The 22491-nt window shown below is 37.6% G+C and carries 18 protein-coding genes; 11 read left to right on the top strand and 7 right to left on the bottom strand.

The features are described from left to right. Positions 1-65 precede the first annotated feature (65 nt). Complete coding sequence (locus tag ACM40_RS04845) at positions 66-788, bottom strand: hypothetical protein (protein ID WP_048501647.1); 723 nt, start codon at positions 786-788, stop codon at positions 66-68. A gap of 47 nt (positions 789-835) precedes the next feature. On the opposite strand from ACM40_RS04845, the gene ACM40_RS04840 reads away from it, so the two are divergent. Continuing rightward, positions 836-1813, top strand: a complete 978-nt coding sequence (locus ACM40_RS04840) for an aminodeoxychorismate synthase component I (protein WP_048501744.1) — start codon at positions 836-838, stop codon at positions 1811-1813. Further along, complete coding sequence (locus tag ACM40_RS04835; protein WP_048501646.1) at positions 1797-2423, top strand: aminotransferase class IV; 627 nt, start codon at positions 1797-1799, stop codon at positions 2421-2423. Before ACM40_RS04840 ends, ACM40_RS04835 begins: the two co-directional genes overlap by 17 nt. Here the strand turns inward: ACM40_RS04835 and menD are convergent. Beyond that, positions 2420-4096 (bottom strand): 2-succinyl-5-enolpyruvyl-6-hydroxy-3-cyclohexene-1-carboxylic-acid synthase, encoded by a 1677-nt coding sequence (gene menD / locus ACM40_RS04830; protein WP_048501645.1) that lies wholly within the window; start codon positions 4094-4096, stop codon positions 2420-2422. The genes ACM40_RS04835 and menD overlap by 4 nt on opposite strands. 84 nt (positions 4097-4180) lie before the next feature. Between menD and ACM40_RS04825 the strand changes: the two genes are divergently transcribed. Together ACM40_RS04825 and ACM40_RS20485 are read left to right on the top strand one after the other, a co-directional pair. Beyond that, positions 4181-5131, top strand: a complete 951-nt coding sequence (locus tag ACM40_RS04825; protein WP_048501644.1) for an isopenicillin N synthase family dioxygenase — start codon at positions 4181-4183, stop codon at positions 5129-5131. 198 nt (positions 5132-5329) lie between these two features. Then, positions 5330-5491, top strand: a complete 162-nt coding sequence (locus ACM40_RS20485; protein WP_165579273.1) for a hypothetical protein — start codon at positions 5330-5332, stop codon at positions 5489-5491. Between the two features lie 140 nt (positions 5492-5631). Here ACM40_RS20485 and ACM40_RS04820 read toward each other — a convergent pair whose 3' ends face one another. Together ACM40_RS04820 and ACM40_RS04815 are read right to left on the bottom strand one after the other, a co-directional pair. Continuing rightward, the gene (locus ACM40_RS04820) at positions 5632-6681 is read right to left on the bottom strand and encodes a PA0069 family radical SAM protein (protein WP_048501643.1); all 1050 of its coding nucleotides are present in this window, start codon (positions 6679-6681) and stop codon (positions 5632-5634) included. 121 nt (positions 6682-6802) lie between these two features. Continuing rightward, complete coding sequence (locus ACM40_RS04815) at positions 6803-6997, bottom strand: hypothetical protein (protein WP_048501642.1); 195 nt, start codon at positions 6995-6997, stop codon at positions 6803-6805. A gap of 174 nt (positions 6998-7171) precedes the next feature. Between ACM40_RS04815 and ACM40_RS04810 the strand changes: the two genes are divergently transcribed. After that, a complete protein-coding gene (locus ACM40_RS04810) occupies positions 7172-7522 on the top strand; it encodes a hypothetical protein (RefSeq protein WP_048501743.1) in 351 nt (116 codons plus the stop codon). 57 nt (positions 7523-7579) lie between these two features. Here the strand turns inward: ACM40_RS04810 and ACM40_RS04805 are convergent, their stop codons facing one another. From ACM40_RS04805 to ACM40_RS20160, 3 genes are read right to left on the bottom strand one after another with little or no spacing between them, the layout of a single operon-like run. After that, complete coding sequence (locus tag ACM40_RS04805; RefSeq protein ID WP_048501641.1) at positions 7580-10234, bottom strand: hypothetical protein; 2655 nt, start codon at positions 10232-10234, stop codon at positions 7580-7582. Between the two features lie 36 nt (positions 10235-10270). Next, on the bottom strand, positions 10271-11068 hold the full coding sequence (locus ACM40_RS04800) for a DUF2797 domain-containing protein (RefSeq protein ID WP_048501640.1): 798 nt from the start codon (positions 11066-11068) through the stop codon (positions 10271-10273). A 31-nt stretch (positions 11069-11099) separates the two neighbouring features. Further along, positions 11100-12155: a DUF389 domain-containing protein gene (locus ACM40_RS20160; RefSeq protein WP_053077092.1), complete on the bottom strand. Its 1056-nt coding sequence runs from the start codon at positions 12153-12155 to the stop codon at positions 11100-11102. 75 nt (positions 12156-12230) lie between these two features. Here ACM40_RS20160 and ACM40_RS04790 point away from each other — a divergent pair, with 75 nt between their 5' ends. From ACM40_RS04790 to ACM40_RS04765, 6 genes are all read left to right on the top strand, one after another. Further along, positions 12231-13253, top strand: coding sequence for a GDP-mannose 4,6-dehydratase (locus ACM40_RS04790; RefSeq protein ID WP_048501639.1), 1023 nt, complete (start codon positions 12231-12233; stop codon positions 13251-13253). Between the two features lie 142 nt (positions 13254-13395). Next, a complete protein-coding gene (locus ACM40_RS04785; protein ID WP_002662059.1) occupies positions 13396-13617 on the top strand; it encodes a DUF2795 domain-containing protein in 222 nt (73 codons plus the stop codon). Positions 13618-13743: 126 nt separating this feature from the next. Continuing rightward, complete coding sequence (secA, locus tag ACM40_RS04780) at positions 13744-16818, top strand: preprotein translocase subunit SecA (protein WP_048501638.1); 3075 nt, start codon at positions 13744-13746, stop codon at positions 16816-16818. A 153-nt stretch (positions 16819-16971) separates the two neighbouring features. Continuing rightward, positions 16972-19119, top strand: coding sequence for a TonB-dependent siderophore receptor (locus ACM40_RS04775; RefSeq protein WP_048501637.1), 2148 nt, complete (start codon positions 16972-16974; stop codon positions 19117-19119). Positions 19120-19163: 44 nt separating this feature from the next. Next, positions 19164-20366: a PepSY-associated TM helix domain-containing protein gene (locus tag ACM40_RS04770; RefSeq protein ID WP_048501636.1), complete on the top strand. Its 1203-nt coding sequence runs from the start codon at positions 19164-19166 to the stop codon at positions 20364-20366. Then, positions 20366-22483, top strand: coding sequence for a TonB-dependent receptor (locus tag ACM40_RS04765; RefSeq protein WP_048501741.1), 2118 nt, complete (start codon positions 20366-20368; stop codon positions 22481-22483). The genes ACM40_RS04770 and ACM40_RS04765 overlap by 1 nt, the downstream gene beginning before the upstream one ends. Positions 22484-22491 lie beyond the last annotated feature (8 nt).

Raw genomic sequence — 22491 nt, 5'->3', positions numbered from 1 at the left:
TATTTTAATGATTTCACCAAAATTAACTTTTTTTGGCATAAAAACACATTAAACCTACTTAAAATTTAACTTTTTTCGGAGAAAATCGTTTTATACAATGAGTAAATCATTGCATTCCAAAAAGGAAAGGTAAATAAACCGCCTACAAAAAACAGGGCAAACCCAATATATTTAAAGATAACCGCAACTATAACACACACAAGTATTTCCAGAAAGTAAGCTCTTAAGGCCTGCAGGTTTAGCGGAATAGCTTCAAAGATTCTCTTATTGGTAAAAAACATCAGCGGCGCAACTAATAGGGTAACAAATATCCAGATAACAGCAAGAATAATGGTCTGAAAAGTATAGATATAAACAAATAACCAGAAAATATAGTACCCTATGTATTTGAAAAAATTAATGCCATTGTATCCCGCAAGAAGATCTCCCAGTTCAAGCTTTTCGTTCAGGTCAATTTTTCTGTAAATCTGATAAAACCCAATGTTAAGAGGGTAAAGAAATACGGAAGTCCCGATAATAGCCCAAGAAAAATAGAGAAACCCCGGATTCGACTGTATTTTCATGATCTGTGCAGAATAGGCTTCCAAACCGTCTTTCGCATATTTTGCAGCTTCTGCATACTGGGCCAAAATGCCATACTTCCCGTCGAGGAAGAAAACCACTGTAAAAAATATTCCAAAAGAAAAGATTGAAAATATTAGCTGAAAGAAAAGAGTCTTACTCCAGTAGAAAAAAGCCTGCTTCAGTATAAAATCTATTCCCGGTTTCTGAGGATATTTGCTCTGCATTGAAAAATATTTCTGCAAAAGTAATCATCAATAATTATTTTTGCAGGATGTTTTCAATGAATCATCAAAAATTTCTGGAAATGGACGAACTTTCTCTTCAGAAGGTTCCCTATTTCTTCATGATCGACTTCCTTTCGGAAAATGTAGAAATCTATAGAGAAAATGAGATTGAAAAATCAGGATTATTAATTGATTTTCAGGAGTTTTCAAACATAAAACAAAGCTACAGCCTTAACAAAGAAGTTGACTGGAAACCGCTTCCGGAAACACTCGAAAGCTTTAAAGAGGGATTTGACAAGGTTCAGAAAAATATCCGTCTTGGAAATTCTTATCTTACGAATTATACCCGAAAGACTGAAGTTCAGACCAATTTAAGCCTTAAAGAAATTTTTTATCACTCAATTGCGAAGTACAAAGTGTTTTATAAAGATTTTTTTGTATTTTTTTCTCCTGAAACTTTTGTAAAGATTATAGACGGCAAAATTTTGACGTATCCCATGAAAGGCACTATTGATGCCTCTTTGGAAAATGCGGCTGAAGTTTTGAAAAACGACAAAAAAGAGAAAGCAGAGCATTATACGGTTGTAGATCTTCTGCGTAATGACCTCAGCATGGTAGCAGATAAGGTAAAAGTTGATCAGTTCCAGCATATAGACCTCATCAGGACACAGCAAAAAGATCTGTATGCCATGAGTTCTGAAATTTCAGGAACAGTAAAGCCTGAATTTGCAGGGAAGCTAGGCAGCATCATGAAAAAACTGCTTCCTGCCGGATCAATTCTCGGAGCCCCAAAGCCCAAAACGCTGGAAATAATCTTGGATGCAGAAGGATACGACAGAGGCTATTATACCGGAGTATGCGGCTGGTTTGACGGTGAAAACGTTGACAGCTGTGTTATGATCCGCTTTATTGAAAAAGAAGGTGATAAACTCTATTTTAAAAGCGGCGGCGGTATCACCCACATGAGCAGGTTAGAAGACGAATATCAGGAAATGAAAAATAAAATCTATGTCCCAATTCATTGAAAGCATAAAAGTAGAAGACCAGGAAATTTTTCTTTTGGAACTACATCAAAAACGCGTTAACCAGACTTTTGCCCACTTCGGGAAGGAAGGTTCTATAGACCTGGCCAAGATCTTCAAAAACCTTGAGCATGATGAAGACGGCCTTTTTAAACTGAGACTTTCCTATGACCTGGATAAAAGAGTACGCACCATGATGATTCCCTACGCCATTCCTGAAATACAAAGCTTCCAGCTGGTAGAAAACAACAGTTTCGACTACTCTTTCAAATTTGAAGACCGTAAGGAACTTGATAAGATGAAAATGAAGTCTAAGGCCGAAGAGATCATTATTGTTAAAAACAATCATATTACCGATACTTCGTTTTCCAATATTCTTTTTCTTAAAGGTAAGGACTGGTTTACTCCAGCTACTTATCTCCTGAACGGAGTACAGAGACAGAATCTACTGAAACATAAGAAGATCAAAGAAACGGAAATCACCCTTCAGAACATTAAGCAATTTTCTCATTTTCAACTGATTAATGCCCTGAATGATTTTGATGATATGTTTATTTATCCCATCGACAGAATTACAAATATGCCAGGGAATGAAGAGTATCTGGATCTTTAATTACCTTTCATGAATTCGAAGTAAGCCTTCTGCACATCTGCACTGTTCTTACCATACGTATTCACTTCAAGTATTTTAGGCTGTAAATCTGGTTTGAAGAAGTTTTCCAGCACCCGGTCAAGGGTAGGTTCATCCTCCACTTTAATATAGGCAAAACCAAAATGTTTGGCTAAATGTTCTGCATGCTTGCGGTGTTTTGTAGCAATAAATTCATCCAGTGTGTTCGGGTTGGCATTACCCGGACCAGGAATAATTTTAAAGATATTCCCTTCACCGTTATTGAAAATAATGATTCTTACAAATGGCGGAATATACTGATTCCAAAGGCCGTTGATATCATAGAAGAATCCCAGATCTCCCGTAATAAGCAGTGTCGGATTCGCATTTTTAATAGCAAAGCCCATGGCTGTAGAAGTAGAGCCATCTATACCGCTGGTTCCTCTGTTACAGTACATTTTTCTTTTTCCAAAATCAAACAGCTGGGCGTATCTGATCGCCGAGGAATTACTGAAATGGATATTATAGTTCTCCGGAATGGTCTGCGAAGCTTTATTAAAGAAATAAAAATCCGAAAATTCAACCATATTCAGGAACTGTTCATGCCTCGCATCTTTTTTATCCCTTAAAACATCCCAAAGGTTAAAATAAGGCCTTGGTTCAAGGTTGATAAATTTCAGAAGCTTGGAAAAGAACACTTCAGGCTTCACCTCTACTTTTTCTGTAAGAGAGAAATACGTATCCGGCTGCCATACTTCATCCAAGTGCCAGTGCTGCTTCGGACGTGCGCTCCTTAAAAATTGTTTTACCTTTTTGGAAACCACGTTCTGCCCTACTGTGATCAAAAGGTCTGGAGCATATGTTTTATAATCTTCTTCAGTGAAATTAAAGATATATCGGTCAATATGCCTGAAAAACTTTTCATGATAGAGATTGGAATTGGCTTCGCTCAATACAACAACAGAATGGTTTTTCACCAGCTGGCTTAGCTGGCTTTCCAGTTCGGGGCTGTAATCTTTTGTTCCTACCAGAATCATAATCCTTTGGGAGGTATGCCAGTCTGCAATCAGGTTGGACGGGATCTCATATTCTTTATGCCTGATTGTTTTTTCAACGGTAGGGAAAGATGGAAGCTCTGAAACCAGTTCGTACAATGGTTCCTCCAGCGGAATATTGATGTGCACCGGACCCTGTTTTTCAAAACACAGCTCGATGGCTTTTTTAATAATGTCAAAATTAACATCTTCAGCATTTTCTTTACTGTCTTCCAAAAGCTGGAAGTCACCATAAGAATGCTGATGAAAAATATCTTTCTGCCTGATCGTCTGTCCGTCAAAAATATCTACAAAATCTGTAGGCCTGTCGGCAGTCAGGATCAAAAGCGGAACATTCTGATAGAAAGCTTCAGTAACTGCCGGGTAATAATTGGCCACAGCAGAACCGCTGGTGCAGGTTATTGCCACCGGTTTTTTCTCACTTTTAGCCATCCCCATTCCTACAAAAGCAGCACTTCTTTCATCTACAATACTGAAACAGTTGAAAGCATCGGTTTCAGAAAAATGGATGGCCAGAGGTGCATTTCTGGATCCCGGGGAAATGATAACATCTGAAATTCCGTACTGCTGAAGAAGATGGGCAAGTATCTGAATACTTCTCTTAGAAGAATATTTTTTCATACAGCAAATTTAACTGATAAATACTTATTTTAGAATTATTTCATTTAAAAAAAATGTAATTTTGTCATTCGTAAATTTCTAAAAATGGATAAAATACCTAGTGTAGACCTGCGTGATTTCCTTTCGGACAACCCGGAACGCAAACAGAAATTTGTAAATGAAATCGGAAAAGCTTATGAAGAAATTGGTTTTGTTGCCTTAAAAGGCCATTTTCTTGATGACAAACTAGTAGATGAACTCTACGGAGAGGTTAAAAACTTTTTTGACCTGCCTGTAGAAACGAAGCAGAAGTATGAAATTCCAGGAATCGGTGGCCAGAGAGGTTACGTAGGATTCGGTAAAGAAACCGCAAAAGGTTTCAAAAAAGGGGATTTAAAAGAATTTTGGCATTTCGGACAGTACGTGTCTGATGATTCAAAATACAAATCCGAATACCCTGATAACGTAATCGTTGAAGAGCTGCCAAAATTCAACGAAGTAGGTAAAGAAGCCTACCAAATGCTTGAAAAGACAGGACAGTATGTATTAAGAGCCCTGGCTCTGTATCTTGGTCTGGATGAGTTTTATTTTGACAATAAGATTGCTGAAGGAAACTCTATTTTAAGACCGATTCACTATCCGCCAATTACCCAGGAACCTGATGATGCGGTAAGAGCTGCAGCACACGGAGACATCAACCTGATTACCCTTTTGATGGGATCTCAGGGAAAAGGCCTTCAGGTGCAGAACCACAACGGAGAATGGATCGATGCGATTGCAGAACCGGATGAATTGATGATCAATGTAGGCGATATGTTATCAAGACATACCAACAACAAATTGAAATCTACCATTCACAGGGTGGTTAACCCACCAAGAGAATTATGGGGAACTTCAAGATACTCCATTCCTTTCTTTATGCATCCGGTGAGTGAAATGTCACTGAATGCTCTTGACAACTGTATTGATGACAACCATCCGAAACTGTATGAAGATACTACGGCAGGAGAATTTTTACATGAAAGACTGATAGAGTTAGGATTGATCAAAAAGTAACATAAAAAAGTCAATAATTGATCTGTTTATGGTTTGCTTGCTATCTATTTTGCAGGCAATACCCAGGATTAATTATTGACTTTTATTTTTAATGTATGAATACTTATTAAAAAATTAATCCCTATTCTACCACATTTCGTTTTAGTTAAAAATATTTTAATTATATTTACTTACTATCAAATTTTTAATTAAAACAATATGAAAAATCTAAAAAAACTAAACAACAGCCAGTTAAAAAGCATCTCCGGAACAGGAGGAGTTAAACTTCCGGAACCTGAATTTTGTATGTATTACTGCAACGGTACCGTAGTTTGTGCTACCTGCAGCGATGATTTCAAATGTCCGGATAACACAATCTAAGATTGACCATCACAAAGAATAAGAAAACCGCGCCTTCAGGCGCGGTTTTTTGTTTTTTATGTTTGGCTGAAGCCATTGGAGTTTTTTATTTTATTGCGAATGGGCTAAAGCTCATTTCTATTGAATTTTACAAGAAAGTACTATTTATCAAACAATCTCAGCTGCTGATCTTTTGCTCCGGTAAAATTTGCCGTAGAAAGTTTGGGAAATTCTCTTCCGTCAAAATATTTCTTTCTTCCTATTTTAAATGTATTATGGATCATTTCAGCAATATTCCCTTCTCCCCTTTGCCTTTCAAAATATCTTTTATCACCCAGCTTTCCGCCACGCATAGAACGGATAAGATTCAAAACCTTTTGTGCCCTGTCCGGGAAATGGGTTTCGATCCAATTGACGAAAACAGGCTCCACCGTATCATTCAGCCTGACCAATGTATACCCGAAACTCAAAGCACCGGCGTCTGAAATAGCTTTTAAAATCGTAAGCGGCTCATCACTGTTCAGCCCGGGAATAATGGGCGCCACCATGACATGTACGGGAATCTTGTTTTCTGTGAGAATTTCTACCGCTTTTAATTTATTCGGAGCTGAACTCGTTCTCGGCTCCATTTTTCGCCTGAGATCTTCATTAATTGTAGGAATGCTCAGAGATACGGAAACAAGATTCTGTTCTGCCATAGGTTTTAAAATATCCAGATCTCTCAGAACAAGCGCATTTTTTGTCAGAATATTGACAGGATGTCTGTAGTCGAGACACACCTGAAGCATTTTTCTGGTGATCTCAAACTGTCTTTCTGCCGGCTGATAGCAGTCGGTATTCCCGGAAAGAAGGATGGGAGCAGGTTTATAGCCTCTTTTCTGAAAAAATTTCTCCAATAGTTCCGGAGCATTTTTTTTCACCATGATCTTTCTCTCAAAATCAATTCCGGCACTGTAGCCCCAATATTCATGAGTAGGTCTGGCAAAGCAGTAGGAACAACCGTGTTCACATCCCTGATAAGGATTCATGGAATACTCCATGGGAAGATCCTCGCTTTTCACCTGATTCACAATGGTTTTCGGAAAGACTTCCGTAAAGGAGGTTTTTACCGTTTCGAAATCTTCATCTTCAGGTTCATAGGTATACCTGTCGAAACGATTGATTACGTTTCGCTGGGCTCCCTGTCCTTTTATGAAATTTTCGTTCTGCATTCTGATGTAAAATTAGAATGGATTTTTTATAAAATCATGAGTTTTAACACTAAGTTATCCACAAAAAAATCCGGCCTCTTCAAAGGGACCGGATTTAAACATAATTAAATATATTCTTTTACTACTTCAGTGCATAAAATTCCACTCCGTGATATTCATCGTCGTGGTTTTTTCCATCAAAATGTCTGTGATAATCCGAATAGGTATCACTATATGCTTTATCTTTTTTAGTCAATATTTTTTTTAATCCAATAAAACCTAATACTGCCAAAAGACCAACTCCTCCTGCCAGTAAAACGCCAACTTCTTTTTTCATATTTTGTCCGATTTATTAACATAGCTATTGCAAAAAGTATACCTATTTTATTTTTTACAATTATAAATTTTGTTAACATTAAGCTTTATTTTAATGAAAGATGCAATTGGCTTTTTTATTTAATTTTACCTTATCAATGGTTTAATTATTGTACTCATGTTAAAAAATAATATTATGGATAATTCAGAAAATACAGACCGGATGACCACCCTGAGCCAGGTGATGAATACTTTATCGGAAAGAGGTATACAGAGGGAATTCAGAATGAATGAAGCGTGTGAAATGAAATTTGAGAATTCAGAAAAAGTGTATCAGCCTTCAGAGCTTACCATTTTAAAAACATACCGTTTTGAGGGCGACAGCAATCCTGATGATAACGCCGTATTATATGTGGTAAAGGACAATGCCGGAAACCGTGGAATGATTATAGACTCTTACGGGGCAGACAGCAACTATCCGGGAGAGGAATTCGATAAATTCTTAAGAGATATCCCTATTCAGGAAAGTGATGAATTTAATTTTTAACTTCTTTAAGATTATATCTGAAAATAACAGCTTTACCCCTTAAGATATATCCCGGAATTATTCAGTTCCGGGTTTTTCTTTTTTCTTAAAAATTCCTTTAAGGAATCCTTTCTTTTCCTTTTTCTGTTCCTGCGGCTTAAGCTCTTCTTTGTTTGCTTTAATATCCTGTTTCAGTTCTTTTACCGTCTGTTTTACTTCTTTTACAGATGAAACAGCATTTTTTACGGTCTTCTCTGTTTTATCAACATTCACTCCAATCAAAGTTTTCTTCAGACCCTGTTCAATTCCTTTCCAGAAAAGGTTAAAAAACGATTTTGTAGGATCTCTTTCAACATTTTCTACAGCAACAGCCTCCGGAAACTTTCCGGAATCTGAACGGATGAAAAGATTGGCAACAGCCGTCAGAACACCTTTTTTCTCATGATTTTCTTTATTTAAAACAGCAATTTTAAGGTCTTTATGCTTCAGGTTGAATGTTCCGTTCAGTCCGGAAGGGTTTCCTTTAAAATTAAAAAGCATTTCCTGGATGGTTCCGGAAGTAGCCGTCACATGCAGATAAGGTCTGATAAACGGATTAATGCCATTGGCTGGAAGATTGGCTGTTCTTCCTGAAATTGAAAATCTGTCATTCTGATCTGCCACATCGAAATTCCAGTTGACAGAAAGCGGGGCCAGATTCATGAATGAACAGTCGATCTTGATATCTACCCTGGTAGGCTTTCCTTTTGTTTTGGCAGAATTCAGGTTTTTAACATTCATATTAAAGTTACTGAATGTAAGCTTGCCTGGTCCTGCACTTTCAGGCGTATCTTCTTCGTACACTAAAACCGAATTCTTCAAGTCAAGGTGATTAACCGTCATTGGAATTTTTATAGAACGGAGCAGTTTAGAATATAAAGGCTTTATTTTAGGATCATCTTTAGGGATTTTACTTCTGAAAATATTGGCATCAGCGGAAAGAACTGTTACATTTGATGCATTAATCGATTTGTTGTCCGAGAAGAGCTCCCAGGTCCCATCTGCCGTTATCTGGGATACCTTAATATCGTAGAGATCCCGCTCTACCGGTATCATTCTGATAAACTGGGCTCTCGAAATGAGAGGCTTCATGGCAAAATTATTAACCTGAATCTTATTTTTATTTAATTTTAAAAGTCCCGCATTCAGATTATAGAATTGTGTTTTATAGGCAAAATTCCGGGTAGTCAGGAAGTAGTCTTTAACTTTAAAAGAAAGTCCCTGATTGTTGGGCTTTGGTGCCATTTCAATGCCATTAACCGTTGCATTAAGATCATGAAATGCCAATGGCTGCATTCCTTTATCATACACTATATCAGAGTTTTTCACAGACATCTTGCGCACGATTACTGACTGAATGATTCCCGGACCGGAATTCACTTTTGGCTTATTTGCTCCAGCCTTCACAGTTCCATTTACATTTTCAATAAGCACATCTTTAAGATCCAGATTAAGTCTTCTCTTAATAAATTCAAACTTGTTGATATTAAACGCAATATGATCAGTTTTCAGGTCCATTGATCCTTTCCCGGCCTCAGGGACTCCCGGGGACAGTATAAGATTCCTGATCTCACCGCTTTGCGGGTTTAACGCAAAACTTTCAACTGTAAAATTCTGATGGTTGGAATACTGTATATCTTTTCCTGAAAAATGGAAGTCTTTGTATCCTACAGGAATAACCTCTTCTGCAGTTACCTTATCAAATTTCAGCTGATTAACTTTTATATTCAGTGTTTTTGCGGAAAGCAGTCTGGTTCCGTCGGGCTTGTTAACGATTACCGAAGCATTATTGAGCTTTATATCTTCTAAATTAACTTCAAAATTCAGCTTTTTTTCTGCCTTTGCAGGTTTTATTCCGGTATTATAAACCGTTAGAACAGGATTTTGAAAATCAGCATTAGCCAGGGTAATTTTATTTTTTGCCAAAACGATGTCTTTGAACTCCATTTTAGGGATGGAAAATTCAAACAGTTTTGTTTTTTTAGGATAAAACCTTTTAAACTGATCAAAATTTAAAAGTGGAATCAACCGGAAATTCCCAACTGACATCTGGCCATTTGCTGTACTGATCGTGCTGATTGTTACAGCATATACATTATCCGGGCGGAAGAAAAAATTCTTTCCTTTAATATCATATTTATCAAAAACCACAGGAAGTTTATCTTCTACAGATTCTTCAGTCATCTGAAGGTTTTCTACAAAAAGATCGAGCTCCTGAACAGATAAAAACTTCTGTTTGGTATGCTTGAAAATATTAATCGTTCCTTTATTAATCCTGATATTTTCAAACAGGACTGGATTTCTTTTTTTTCCAGTCTTACGGTCTACAGGCCTGGCAAGAATAATGTTCAAATTGGGTTTAGCCAGCAGGAGGTCAGATGAGCTGATCCTTTTATTGAAGACGGCATCATAAATCCCGAACCGGCTGATCTTTAATGTATCAATGGTACCCTGAAGGCCAATAACATTGGTATTCTGTGGATTTTTACTGTTTACCGTTATTCCCGATGCAAAAATATTGCCGGACCCAAGATCCACATCTAATGTTTTATAGGAAACTTTATAATCCGTATTTTTCTTTATATATCCAGGAAGCTGGGTTTTAAGCCATACATTCAGCCCGAAATTTGCCGCAAGAAGAATAAGCAGAAGAATTCCCAGGCCTATCAATAACTTTTTAACCCATCTTTTCATATATGTGTGTGATTTTTTGTAATTTTAAATATAAGATTAATTTTTTATATCTAACTCAATCACATAACCTTCGTGTCCTCTTACATTCATAAAGTTCCCTCCCTCAAAACTAAGGTATTGTCCTTTAATCCCTCTAAGCTTACCGGTAAATTCAGGTTTTTTATCCAGAGTGAAAGAAGTTATTTTTTCGGGCTTATCGAAAGGATAATCGAACTTCCATAAATTTTCTCCTTCACTGTAGAACTTCTGGAAATCATCAGGAAAATACTGTTTAATCTTCTGCTGGAAATCAGCAAGGTCTATTTCCCCTTCAAAATCATCCTGAAGCATTTTCTTCCAATTGGTTTTGTCCGGAAGATGTTCTTTCAGGGCAACTTCTATCATCCCTGCTTCGTAGCGGTTCTCTGTACGGGCAATCGGAAGGGCAAAAGTAGCCCCTTGATCGATCCATCTTGTAGGAATTTGTGTATTTCTTGTCACCCCCACTTTCACATCTCCGGTATAGGCCAGATATACGGTGTGAGGCTGAAGCTGGATTTGTTTTTCCACTTCCAAGTCGCGTTCAGCGATGTCCAGATGGGCAGTAGAGAGTTCAGGACGAATAATTGTATCACTTGCATAGGGGCTTTCAAAAAAACAGTTTTTGCAGAATCCCATCCTGTAGACAGGCTTATTTTCTCCACAATTAACACATTGAAATCCTGTATGTTTTATCGTTAATTCCCTTCCAAACAATTCATTCATATGGATCAGATCTCCCGAAAGATTCAGATAATACTGAATGGGTTGATCATCGAAGCTTGCCATCTTTAAAATTTGCCCTTGAAACTGCATAATACTAATGTTTTAAGTAAATATAGAAATTTTATTTAATCTTGTTTTGAAATTTAAGCTGATTCAGTTCTTTTTTTAAAGCAGTAATCTGACTTTGAAGCTTTTGGAGCTCCGGATCATTTATGTTTTTTGACTGAGGTGAATACTGCCATATAAGATGAATATCCTTTATCAAATCATTATGCTCATCCAATCTCTTTTTACTGATCGTAATACTGTCATCAAGAAGAGTGATTTTAAGAAAATCCTCTCCATTTTCTTTAAATGGTTCGTAATTAATAATAGCCAGTTCAGGATGATTGTCTTTAATAATTTTAATATAATTTTCTGACCTCTCCTTTAACGTCTCTTTATCCCATTTCTTTTTGGTAAGCAATATACTTGGAAGCAAAACAATAACGGAAAGCAAGCTGATCCATACAGAAGTTTTACGGTTATTGTTGTTTTTATCTCTATAATATTTTTGATATCCCAATACCAGACTTAATATCCACGTTCCTACCGCTATAAAAAAACAATTGATCAGATAAAAATAAAAACCACCCCAAAAATATTCCCAGTTTCCATTAGCAATACCAAATCCGGCAGTGCATAAAGGAGGGATGCATGCCGTAGAAACAGCTACTCCTGCAATAACTTTTATAGCTTCTTTCCTTACAATTCCTAAAAACCAGGCTAGCCCACCCAGCAGCGCCAAAAAGCAATCAAAAATAGTAGCCGTTTTAAAGCTTTCCAATTGTGATGTTTCTGAATGAAACGGAGAAATTAGGAAATATAATGTGGAAGAACAGATAGCAACTATAATCATCAGAAGCCAGTTAAAGATTCCCAGTCTTATTAATCTTTTGTTTCCTATAGAGAATCCAAATGCAATTCCAACAATCGGGCCCATCAATGGAGAAATAAGCATAGCACCAATTACAGCAGCCGGACTGTTCACATTTAATCCAATACATGCAATTCCCATGGATATTACCAAAAGCCATAAATTATGTCCCCGAAAATAAATTCCTTCTTCTATCTCACCGAATGTAAATTCTTCATCCTCTTCTTTAGGAAGCGCAAATAATTTTTGAAGATTTATCATTATTATATTTTCTGACAAAAGTATAAAAACACCATTCAAGTTTTATTAATAAATTTGTCCATTAAAAATCCACAAATGATTTATCTTATAACTGGAGGAAGCGGCTTTATAGGCTCACACTTAATAGAACGATTATTAAGAAATGGACATTCTGTCATAAACGTTGACAATTTTGATGATTTCTATAATTATCAGATCAAAATTAAAAATACATTAGAGTCTATTGACAAAATTCCGGATTTTGAATTCTCGGACAAAGAAACCGATATTCAACATCTGATTACCCTTTCACAGTCGGATAAATACCAGTTATATTATCAGGATATCCGTGATAAAAAAGGGCTTGAAACTATTTTTAAAAGCCACAAAATAGATCTTGTCATTCATCTTGCGGCCCTTGCAGGAGTACGTCCCTCTATTGAAAGACCGCTGGAATACGAAGAAGTGAATGTACGCGGAACGATGAACCTGTGGGAACTTTGCAGGGAATTCAAGGTCAGCAAATTCATATGCGCCTCTTCATCAAGCGTTTACGGAAACAATGAAAAAATTCCTTTTGCAGAAACGGATAATGTAGACAATCCGATATCGCCTTATGCGGCAACCAAGAAAAGCTGTGAAGTTTTAGGCCATGTTTACCATAATCTATATCATATAGACATTATCCAGCTTAGGTTTTTTACAGTATATGGGCCAAGGCAGAGGCCGGATCTGGCCATTCATAAATTTACAAAACTGATCTCGGAAGACCGGGAAATTCCATTTTATGGTGACGGAAATACGGCCAGAGATTACACTTATATTGACGATATTATTGATGGAATCACGAAATCAATCCTCTATCTGGAAACCCATTCCGGAGTTTATGAAATTATTAACCTTGGGGAAAGTGAAGTTATTACCCTATCTGAAATGTTGGCTACAATAGAAACCACCCTGGGAATTTCTGCCATTAGAAAAAATCTGCCAATGCAGCCGGGTGATGTCCGGAAAACCAATGCAGATATCACAAAAGCGAAGACATTAATTGGCTACAAACCAGACACAGACTTCCAAAATGGCATAAAAAAATTTGTGGAATGGTTTTTGAGAAAATGACATCATGTAAGTTGCTGACACGGCTGTAATCCAGTCTATGACAGACAATGAACAAAAATTAATCAAAAAGAATTGAAAATCAAGTATAAAAAAGCGTATAATATAAGCTAATTTTATACTTTTGCAAAAAAATCAGAAAATTATGTACTGGACATTAGAATTAGCCTCATACCTAAGTGACGCACCTTGGCCAATGACAAAAGCAGAACTTATTGACTATGCAATCAGAACTGGTGCACCAATGGAAGTAGTGGAAAACCTTCAGGCAATTGAAGACGAAGGAGAAATCTATGAATCTATCGAAGAGGTTTGGAGTGATTATCCTACCGACGAGGATTTCCTTTGGAACGAAGACGAATATTAATGAAAGCAATAAGCTTTGAGCATTAGCTTAGAGCTTATTTGCCCTTTTTTATATACACAATTCACACGTTAAGCGTGTCATTAAAACGCTTAAAGCATATTGTTTTAAGCATAAAGCAAAAAATTTATGAGTTTTTTAAACAAAGTTCTTAAAGGGTTTTTGGGAGACAAAAAAGCGCAGGACCTAAAAGAAGTAAAAAAAGTTGTAACAAAAATCAAAGCTGTAGAACCAGCCATTCAGCAGTTAACTGATGATGGGCTGAGAGAAAAAACTGCTGAATTTAAAGAGAACATCAAATCTTCAACCAGCAAAATAACAGCGCAGATAGAACAGATAAAGGAGCAGATAAAAAATTCAGCTAACGTAGATGAAAAAGAAGCTCTTTTCTCAAAGATTGAGTCTCTGAAGAAAGAATCATACGAAATTGAAGAGAAAGTTCTTGCTCAGATTCTTCCTGAAGCTTTTGCCCTGGTAAAAGAAACAGCTAGAAGATGGGCTCAGAACGGTGAGATCCGCATCAAAGCAACTGATTGGGACAGACAATTGGCTGCTGCGGGTAAAGATTTCGTAGAGATCCAGGGAGATACTGCAGTCTGGAAAAACTCATGGGATGCTGCCGGAACTCCTGTAGTTTGGGATATGGTCCACTATGATGTTCAGTTTATCGGAGGGGTTATTCTTCACAGCGGTAAAATTGCCGAAATGGCAACCGGTGAAGGTAAAACTTTGGTAGGAACATTACCTATTTACTTAAATGCTCTTCCTGAAAGAGGGGTTCACGTAGTAACCGTGAATGACTATCTTGCCAAGAGAGACTCGGCGTGGATGGGTCCATTGTATCAATTCCACGGAATGTCTATCGACTGTATCGATAACCACCAGCCGAACTCAGACGGAAGAAGAAAAGCATACAACTCGGATATTACTTACGGAACGAATAACGAATTCGGTTTCGATTATCTGAGAGATAACATGGTTACTTCACCATCAGAATTAGTACAGAGAGAACTGAACTTTGCTATCGTGGATGAGGTTGACTCCGTATTGGTAGATGATGCAAGAACACCGTTAATTATTTCCGGTCCGGTTCCGCAGGGTGACAGACAGGAATTTGATGTCCTTAAGCCTTCTATCGACAGAATCGTTGAAGTTCAGAAGAAAACAGTTTCTGCGATCTTTAATGAAGCTAAAAAATTAATCGCTGCAGGAAATACAAAAGAAGGAGGATTCAAATTGCTTCAGGCATACAGAGGTCTTCCTAAAAACAGACAATTAATTAAATTCTTATCGGAAAGCGGAAACAGAGCATTGCTTCAGAAAGTTGAGGCGCAGTATATGCAGGACAACAACCGCGATATGCCGATTGTAGATAAAGACCTTTACTTCGTTATTGAAGAAAAGAACAACCAGGTTGATCTTACGGACAAAGGTGTTGAATATATGTCTCAGGGGAATTCTGATGCTAACTTCTTCGTTCTTCCAGACATCGGTACAGAAATCGCAGAAGTTGAGGCTAAAAATTTATCCAAAGAAGAAGAATTTGAGGCTAAAGAAAAACTTTTCTCTGAATTTGCTGAAAAATCTGAGCGTGTACACACGATGAGCCAGCTGTTAAAAGCATATACATTATTCGAAAAAGATGATGAATATGTGGTTATTGACGGTGAAGTAAAAATCGTTGACGAACAGACAGGCCGTATCATGGAAGGAAGACGTTATTCAGACGGTCTTCACCAGGCGATCGAAGCTAAAGAAAATGTAAAAATTGAAGCGGCTACACAAACGTTTGCTACCGTAACGCTTCAGAACTATTTCCGTATGTACAACAAGCTTGCGGGAATGACAGGTACTGCTGAGACGGAAGCAGGTGAACTTTGGGAAATCTACAAACTTGATGTGGTGGTAATTCCTACGAACCGTCCTATTTTAAGAAATGACAAGCAGGATTTGGTTTTCAAAACTAACCGTGAAAAATACAATGCCGTAATTGAAGAAATCGAAAACTTAACAGCAGCCCAAAGACCTGTACTTGTAGGTACTACTTCTGTTGAGATCTCTCAGTTACTTTCAAAAGCGTTGCAATTAAGAAAAATTCCTCACCAGGTACTGAACGCGAAGCTTCACAAAAAGGAAGCAGAGATTGTTGCCGGAGCAGGACAGCCAGGAGTTGTAACTATTGCAACGAACATGGCGGGTCGTGGTACGGATATCAAGCTTTCCAAAGAAGTAAAAGAAGCCGGAGGTTTAGCTATTATCGGTACGGAAAGACACGATTCAAGACGTGTTGACAGACAGCTAAGAGGTAGAGCGGGACGTCAGGGAGACCCTGGTAGCTCTCAGTTCTATGTATCTCTTGAAGATAACCTGATGCGTTTGTTTGGTTCTGAAAGAATTGCTAAAATGATGGACAGAATGGGTCACAAGGAAGGTGAAGTAATTCAGCATTCCATGATCAGCAAGTCTATCGAAAGAGCTCAGAAGAAAGTAGAGGAAAACAACTTCGGAATCAGAAAGAGACTTCTTGAATATGATGACGTAATGAACAAGCAGCGTGATGTGATCTATAAAAGAAGAAAGAATGCTCTTTTCGGGGATCACCTGAAATATGACATTACAAACATGATCTTCGATGTTGCCAACTCAATAGTTACTAAAGGGAAAGCTACCGGAAATTATAAAGATTTCGAATTCGATATTATTAAATTCTTTACTATGGAATCTCCTGTTTCTGAAAATGATTTCAAGAACAAGCAAATTCCGGAACTGACAGACATTGTATTCAAAGCTGCTCAGGAAGATTATAAAATGAAACTGAATTTACTGAAAGAGAAGTCATTCCCTATCATTGAAAATGTATATCAGAATCAGGGTTCAATGTTTAAAATGATCCAGGTTCCTTTCACAGACGGCCACAAAACAATGACTATTGTAGCTGATCTTAAAGAAGCTTACGATACTCAATGTGAAAGCCTTATCAATGATTTTGAAAAGAACATCACCTTATCCATCATCGATGAGAACTGGAAACTTCACCTTCGTGAAATGGATGACCTGAGAAGATCTTCTCAAGGTGCCGTTTATGAGCAGAAAGATCCATTGGTAATTTACAAGCAGGAATCATTCCACTTATTCAGCGAAATGGTTGACAAAATGAATAAAGAAATTATTTCTTTCTTATATAAAGGAGAAATTCCGGCTTAAGAAATCAATAATAAAATCTTATAAAAACCCCGCTTCAGCGATGCTGAAGCGGGGTTTTACTATTCAACACCAATAAAATTATGATAAAAATCAATTTTATTATTTATTTAGAACAATTAAAAACAATATATTTGCAGAAAATTAGACTTATTCATGAAAAATGTACTGATCTGCGCCTCAATGTTGGGCTCTATGCTAACGTTTGCACAAGAGAAAAAAGATTCTACCAATTCCAAAAATATTGAAGAGGTTATCATCAATAAAATGGTGAAAAAGCTCGATACCGAATCCTCCAACAAAATGCCGGTGAAATTCATAGAAAATCCACAAGTCTATTCTTCTATTGATAAAGGGATTTTGGAAAATGAAAACATTTTTACTGTTGACGATGCCTACAGAAACGTAACCGGTTTGCAGAAGATGTGGAATCCTACAGGAAGAGCCGGAGATGGCGGCTCCTTCTTCGTTTTAAGAGGTTTTCCTTCACAGGCTTCTACAAGAAATGGTGTAGTCGCTCCCGTTACGTCTACAATTGATGCGATCAATGTGGAAACATTGGAATTTCTAAAAGGTCCTGTCGGAACACTTTACGGAAGTACAGTAGCTTCTTACGGTGGTCTTATTAACAGGGTGACCAAAAAACCTCAGCAAAATTTCTTTGGTGCAGTCTCTGCGTCTGCAGGAAGTTACAATACTTACAGAGCAACTGCAGATATTAACGCTCCGATTACAAAAGGCCTTTTCTTCCGCGTAAATACAGCTTATACAAATGAAGGAAATTTCACGAAAACCAATGCCGGAAATCAATATACAACCTTCGCTCCGAGTCTGACCTGGAATGTTTCCGATAAAGTTCAGCTGAATGTAGATTATGAATTGTTCCAGAACCGGGTAACGGCAAATCCTTATTACTTCTACCTTTCGCCGAAAACGCTTAACGGCATTAATAATATGAAAGATCTGGAAAAAGCAGCCGGCCTGGACTATAAAGAATCTTTCACCGGAAAAGATTTGTATATGACGGCAAGAAATTCCAATATTTTCGGAAACGTAAAATGGAAGATCAATGATCATATCACTTCAAATACTTACATCAATAATTCCGATTCTTATTCAGACGGTTACAATCCATATTTTTCGATTTCTTACACAGAAGGACAATATTGGGTGACTAGAGCAGACCAATCTACCAACGACAGTAAAAAATCATGGTTCCAAATTCAACAAAACTTCAACTTCAATTATGATTTTTCAAATGGAATGAAAAACAGAACAGTTGTTGGTTTTGATTATATGAGAACAACAGAAAGATTGCGCTACAAATATTTGAACTCTAATTTTGATTCCGTAGCAGTTTCAGGCGCAGATTATTCAGGAATGAATGACTCTACTTTGTCAGCTCTTTATGCAGATCCTAATAACTTTTCAACCTGGGATTATTTAAGAGATCTGAATACCTATTCAGGATATATTTCCAACTTATTTACCCCGATTGCAAAACTGCACATTATGGCCGGACTTCGTTATGAAAACAACGATTATTTGGGTGGAATGTCTGGAACCAATGTAGAAAAAGCATTCAACCAATCTGCATTCTCGCCAAAGGCCGGAATTGTTTACGAAATCGTGAAAGACAAATTCTCAGTTTTCGGAAATTACCAGAACTCATTCAAATCTAACGGATATTACACTTCTGATGTAGCCGGAAACACAACTTTATCAGACCCTGAAAGAGGAAATCAGTTTGAAGGAGGTTTTAAAGCAAGTTTATTTAAAAACAGATTCAATGCAACGGTTTCTTACTACAACATCAAAGTGAAAAACCAATTGCTTTACACTGGAGAATATGCTCCCAACTTTGTTTCAGTTCAAAAGCAAGCTGCTTCTACACTCAGCAAAGGGTTCGAGCTGGAAGTTAATGCATACCTTGTAAAAGGTTTTTCTTTAGTCGGAGGTTTGGCTTACAACGATACAGTGGATGAAGGCACAGATTTAAGACCAACCACAGCAGGCTCTTTCTGGAATGCAAATTTCAACCTTGCTTATCAGTTTGTTGATGGAAAGTTAAAGGGTCTGGGATTCGGATTTGGCGGAAATTATGCCAGTGACAACAATGTAACAGGAGATTTCATTTTGCCAAAATATTTCGTTTTGAATGCCAATGCGTTTTACGATGCCAAGAAATTCAGAATCGGAGTTAAAGTTGATAATTTCACGAATGAACATTACTGGACAGGATATTCCACTGCGAATCCTCAAAAACTGGCCAACTTCTTAGGAACAATTGCTTATAAATTTTAATCAACATATTCACTATTCCTGAAATTCAGGAATAGTTTATTTTAATGAAAAAGAAGCACCACCATAAAAAGAAGCCTTCATTTACAAAAAAATGGTCTGCCAAACTGCATTTGTGGTTTGGTTTATCCGTTGGCATCATTATTTTCATCGTTGCTTTAACAGGAACAATGTATGTTTTCAAAGACGAAATTCAGAATGTTCTCAGAAAAGATGTCATTTATGTAAAACCTGGAACCATCACACAAAATCCACTTTCCATTGAAGTTCTGAAAGAAAAAGTTTCTCTGGAAATCAATGAAAAATACCCCGTCAGTTCCATTGAAATCCCTTTAGATAAAAACAAATCTTACGAATTTCTTTATTACGAAAAAGATAAAAAAGCATGGAATTATTTTGATGAAGTGCTTATTAATAAGCTGGTTTACGTTAATCAGTATACAGGAGAAATTACAGGAATTTATAATGAAAAATATGATCTCTTTCCCATTTTAAAAGCTATCCATTGGAGTTTACTGTTAAAATCGGATTGGGGGAAGTATACAGTAGGAATCCCCACAGTTCTGTTCATCATTATGCTGATCACAGGAATCATTCTCTGGTGGCCTAAAAACAAAAAAGCAAGAAAAGGACGTTTCTGGTTCAGCTGGGAAAATGTAAAGACCTGGAAACGCAGAAACTACGATCTTCATAATGTATTAGGATTTTATGCTTCATTTTTAGCGCTGCTGATGAGTTTCACAGGAATCTATTTTGCCTATCCGTATGTGAAGAATGCCTTCAATTTTACCCTGTCAGGTGCGCTTGAACTACCTAAGGAAAAAGAAATTAAGTCTCCCGATTCCCTGATGCAAAAGAACAGTTCGGTTTTTGACATCGCAGCCGGGCAGACTGAAAAACTTTATTCCTCATCTTCCAGCTTCAGAATCCCATTGAACGGAAAAAACAAAAAAGGGAAAGAACTAAAAAATATACCGGTTACCATCTACGGAAAAGATGGACGTTTCAGTGAAAGAAATACGCTGATTTTCGATAAATACTCAGGAAAACTGTTGGCAGAGAAACCTCATCAGAAACTGAACAACGCAGAAAAATACGCCAACGCCAACTATGATATCCATACCGGATCCTACTTCGGACTGTTCGGAAAAATTCTCTGGTTCATTACCGGGCTCATCTGTACTTCACTTCCTGTTACTGGATTTTTGGTATGGTGGGGAAAACAAAGAAAACTAGGAAAGAAAATATAATGAAAAAAGCGCTTTTATCAGCCGCATGCTTAGGCTCTGTATCTGTTTTTGCACAGGTTAAGGACAGTTTGCAGACCAATAATGTAGATGAAGTCGTAATGACTGCTTCCAGAAAAAAAGAAAATATTAAGGAAATACCAAGCTCAGTAACGATCGTTGCTGAAAAACAGATCCAGGCCCAGCTGACCGTCAATTCAGATATCACCAGTATTCTTCAGTATACGGTTCCCAGCCTGGGAACCAACTCCGGCCAGACTTCCAATACAGGACAAACCCTGAGAGGAAGGCAAGTCCTTGTTCTTATTGACGGAATTCCACAATCTACACCACTGAGAAACGGAGCAAGAGACATCAGAAGTATTGATCCCTCCGTGATTGAAAGGATTGAGGTCATCAAAGGAGCCTCATCCATCTACGGAAACGGTGCTGATGGAGGGATTATCAACTATATCACCAGAAGAAGCAAGACCGATAAAAAAATTTCCGGCATTACTCAGGTAGGTTTTACAGGCCAGCCGTATGGTGGAACATTAGGAGTAAGAGCCAGCCAGCTGCTATCCGGAAAGATCAATAAATTTGATTATGTATTGTCTTTAGCCTATGAAAGAACCGGCTACATGAAAGATGCCGACGGCATATACCTTACCCCAACCTACAGCACGGCAAAAATGGATAATTACAACGGAATGCTTAAAGTAGGTTATAATATCAATAATGACCAGAGAATTGAAGTTTCTTACATTGGGTATTCTTCCAGATCAGATCTTAATTTAGGTTTAAAAACCGGTAAATACGGAATAGCACCTACGATTGGTGAAGGAGAAGGAAAAAGTCTTGAAACCACACCACAGGGAACACCGAGAAACCATAATTTCAGGATTAATTATGACAACCAGAACCTTTTCGGGGGAACCACATCACTGAATTTCAATGCCTACATGCAGGATTTCAGAACCGTTTACGGATACAGCGATACATTTTTGGGTGGAGGACAATCCAATGTCATCTCCAAAAAATACGGAGCGAGATTCAATTTTGATACAAAACTCTGGAATGCCACCAATTCCCAGGGTGAAATCATGTACGGAATGGATATCCTTAACGATCAGACCGTCCAAAAACTTGAAGACGGCCGTTACTGGACTCCTGACATGAATATGACCAACCTTGCGCCTTTTGTTTTGGTTAAAATTGATTTACTGAAAAAACTGACCATCAAAGGAGGGCTCCGTTACGAAAACATGAGCGTTAAAGTTGGAGACTTCAATACTCTTTCTTCTATTAAAAGTGACGGAACTTTTACAACAAGCATTTTCGTTACCGGTGGAAAACTAAAATATAATGCTTTAGTTGCCAATTTAGGAGTCCGTTACAATATTGAGCCTTTCATTAACCTGTTCGGAAGTTTTTCACAATCCTACTCTATCAACGAGCTGGGAAGAATTCTGAGAACATCTACCCAGGAAACCATTCAAAATCTTGAAACAAAACCAATCATCGTTAACAATTATGAGTTCGGAGCCACCGGACAGATCTCAAAATGGGTTAACTATGAGATTACCTCTTATGTGAGCACTTCAAAGCTTGGGGCGTCATTCGTACAAAGCGCAGACAGGGCTTTAACCATACAGAGATCACCGGAAATTGTTTACGGGGTGGAAGGATTTCTGCATTTTACCCCTGCAAGATGGATCAGCTTTGGAGGAAGTTATAGCTGGATGGAGGGAATTACCTCCATTAAAGATGATGGAGATTATTCTGCAAAAATCAACAACAGCAGGATTTCTGCTCCAAAATTGCTGGCGTATATTCAGGTGAAGCCTATCCCCACTTTATCCATAGGTTTTGACATGCTGCATGCATTCCGGCAGGACAGATTTCAGCCCAATGCAAAAACAGGAATGTTTGTGTACGGAGAAGGCTATGTTCCGGAATACACTGTTTTCAATTTCAAATCCGGATATGAAATCAATAAAAACTGGAAAGTATCTCTGGGGGTTGAGAATATACTCAACCATATGTACCAACCTTCCATTGCCTGGTGGTCTGCCCGTGACAGCGAATTCGTGAATTCACCAGGGACAAGAGGGACTTTAATGCTGGAGTATAAATTTTAATTAAACTA

The sequence above is a fragment of the Chryseobacterium sp. BLS98 genome (assembly GCF_001045445.1).
Taxonomy (GTDB): Bacteria; Bacteroidota; Bacteroidia; order Flavobacteriales; family Weeksellaceae; genus Chryseobacterium.
Note: the sequence above shows the minus strand (reverse complement) of the source record. Positions and strands in the feature narration are given on the sequence as shown.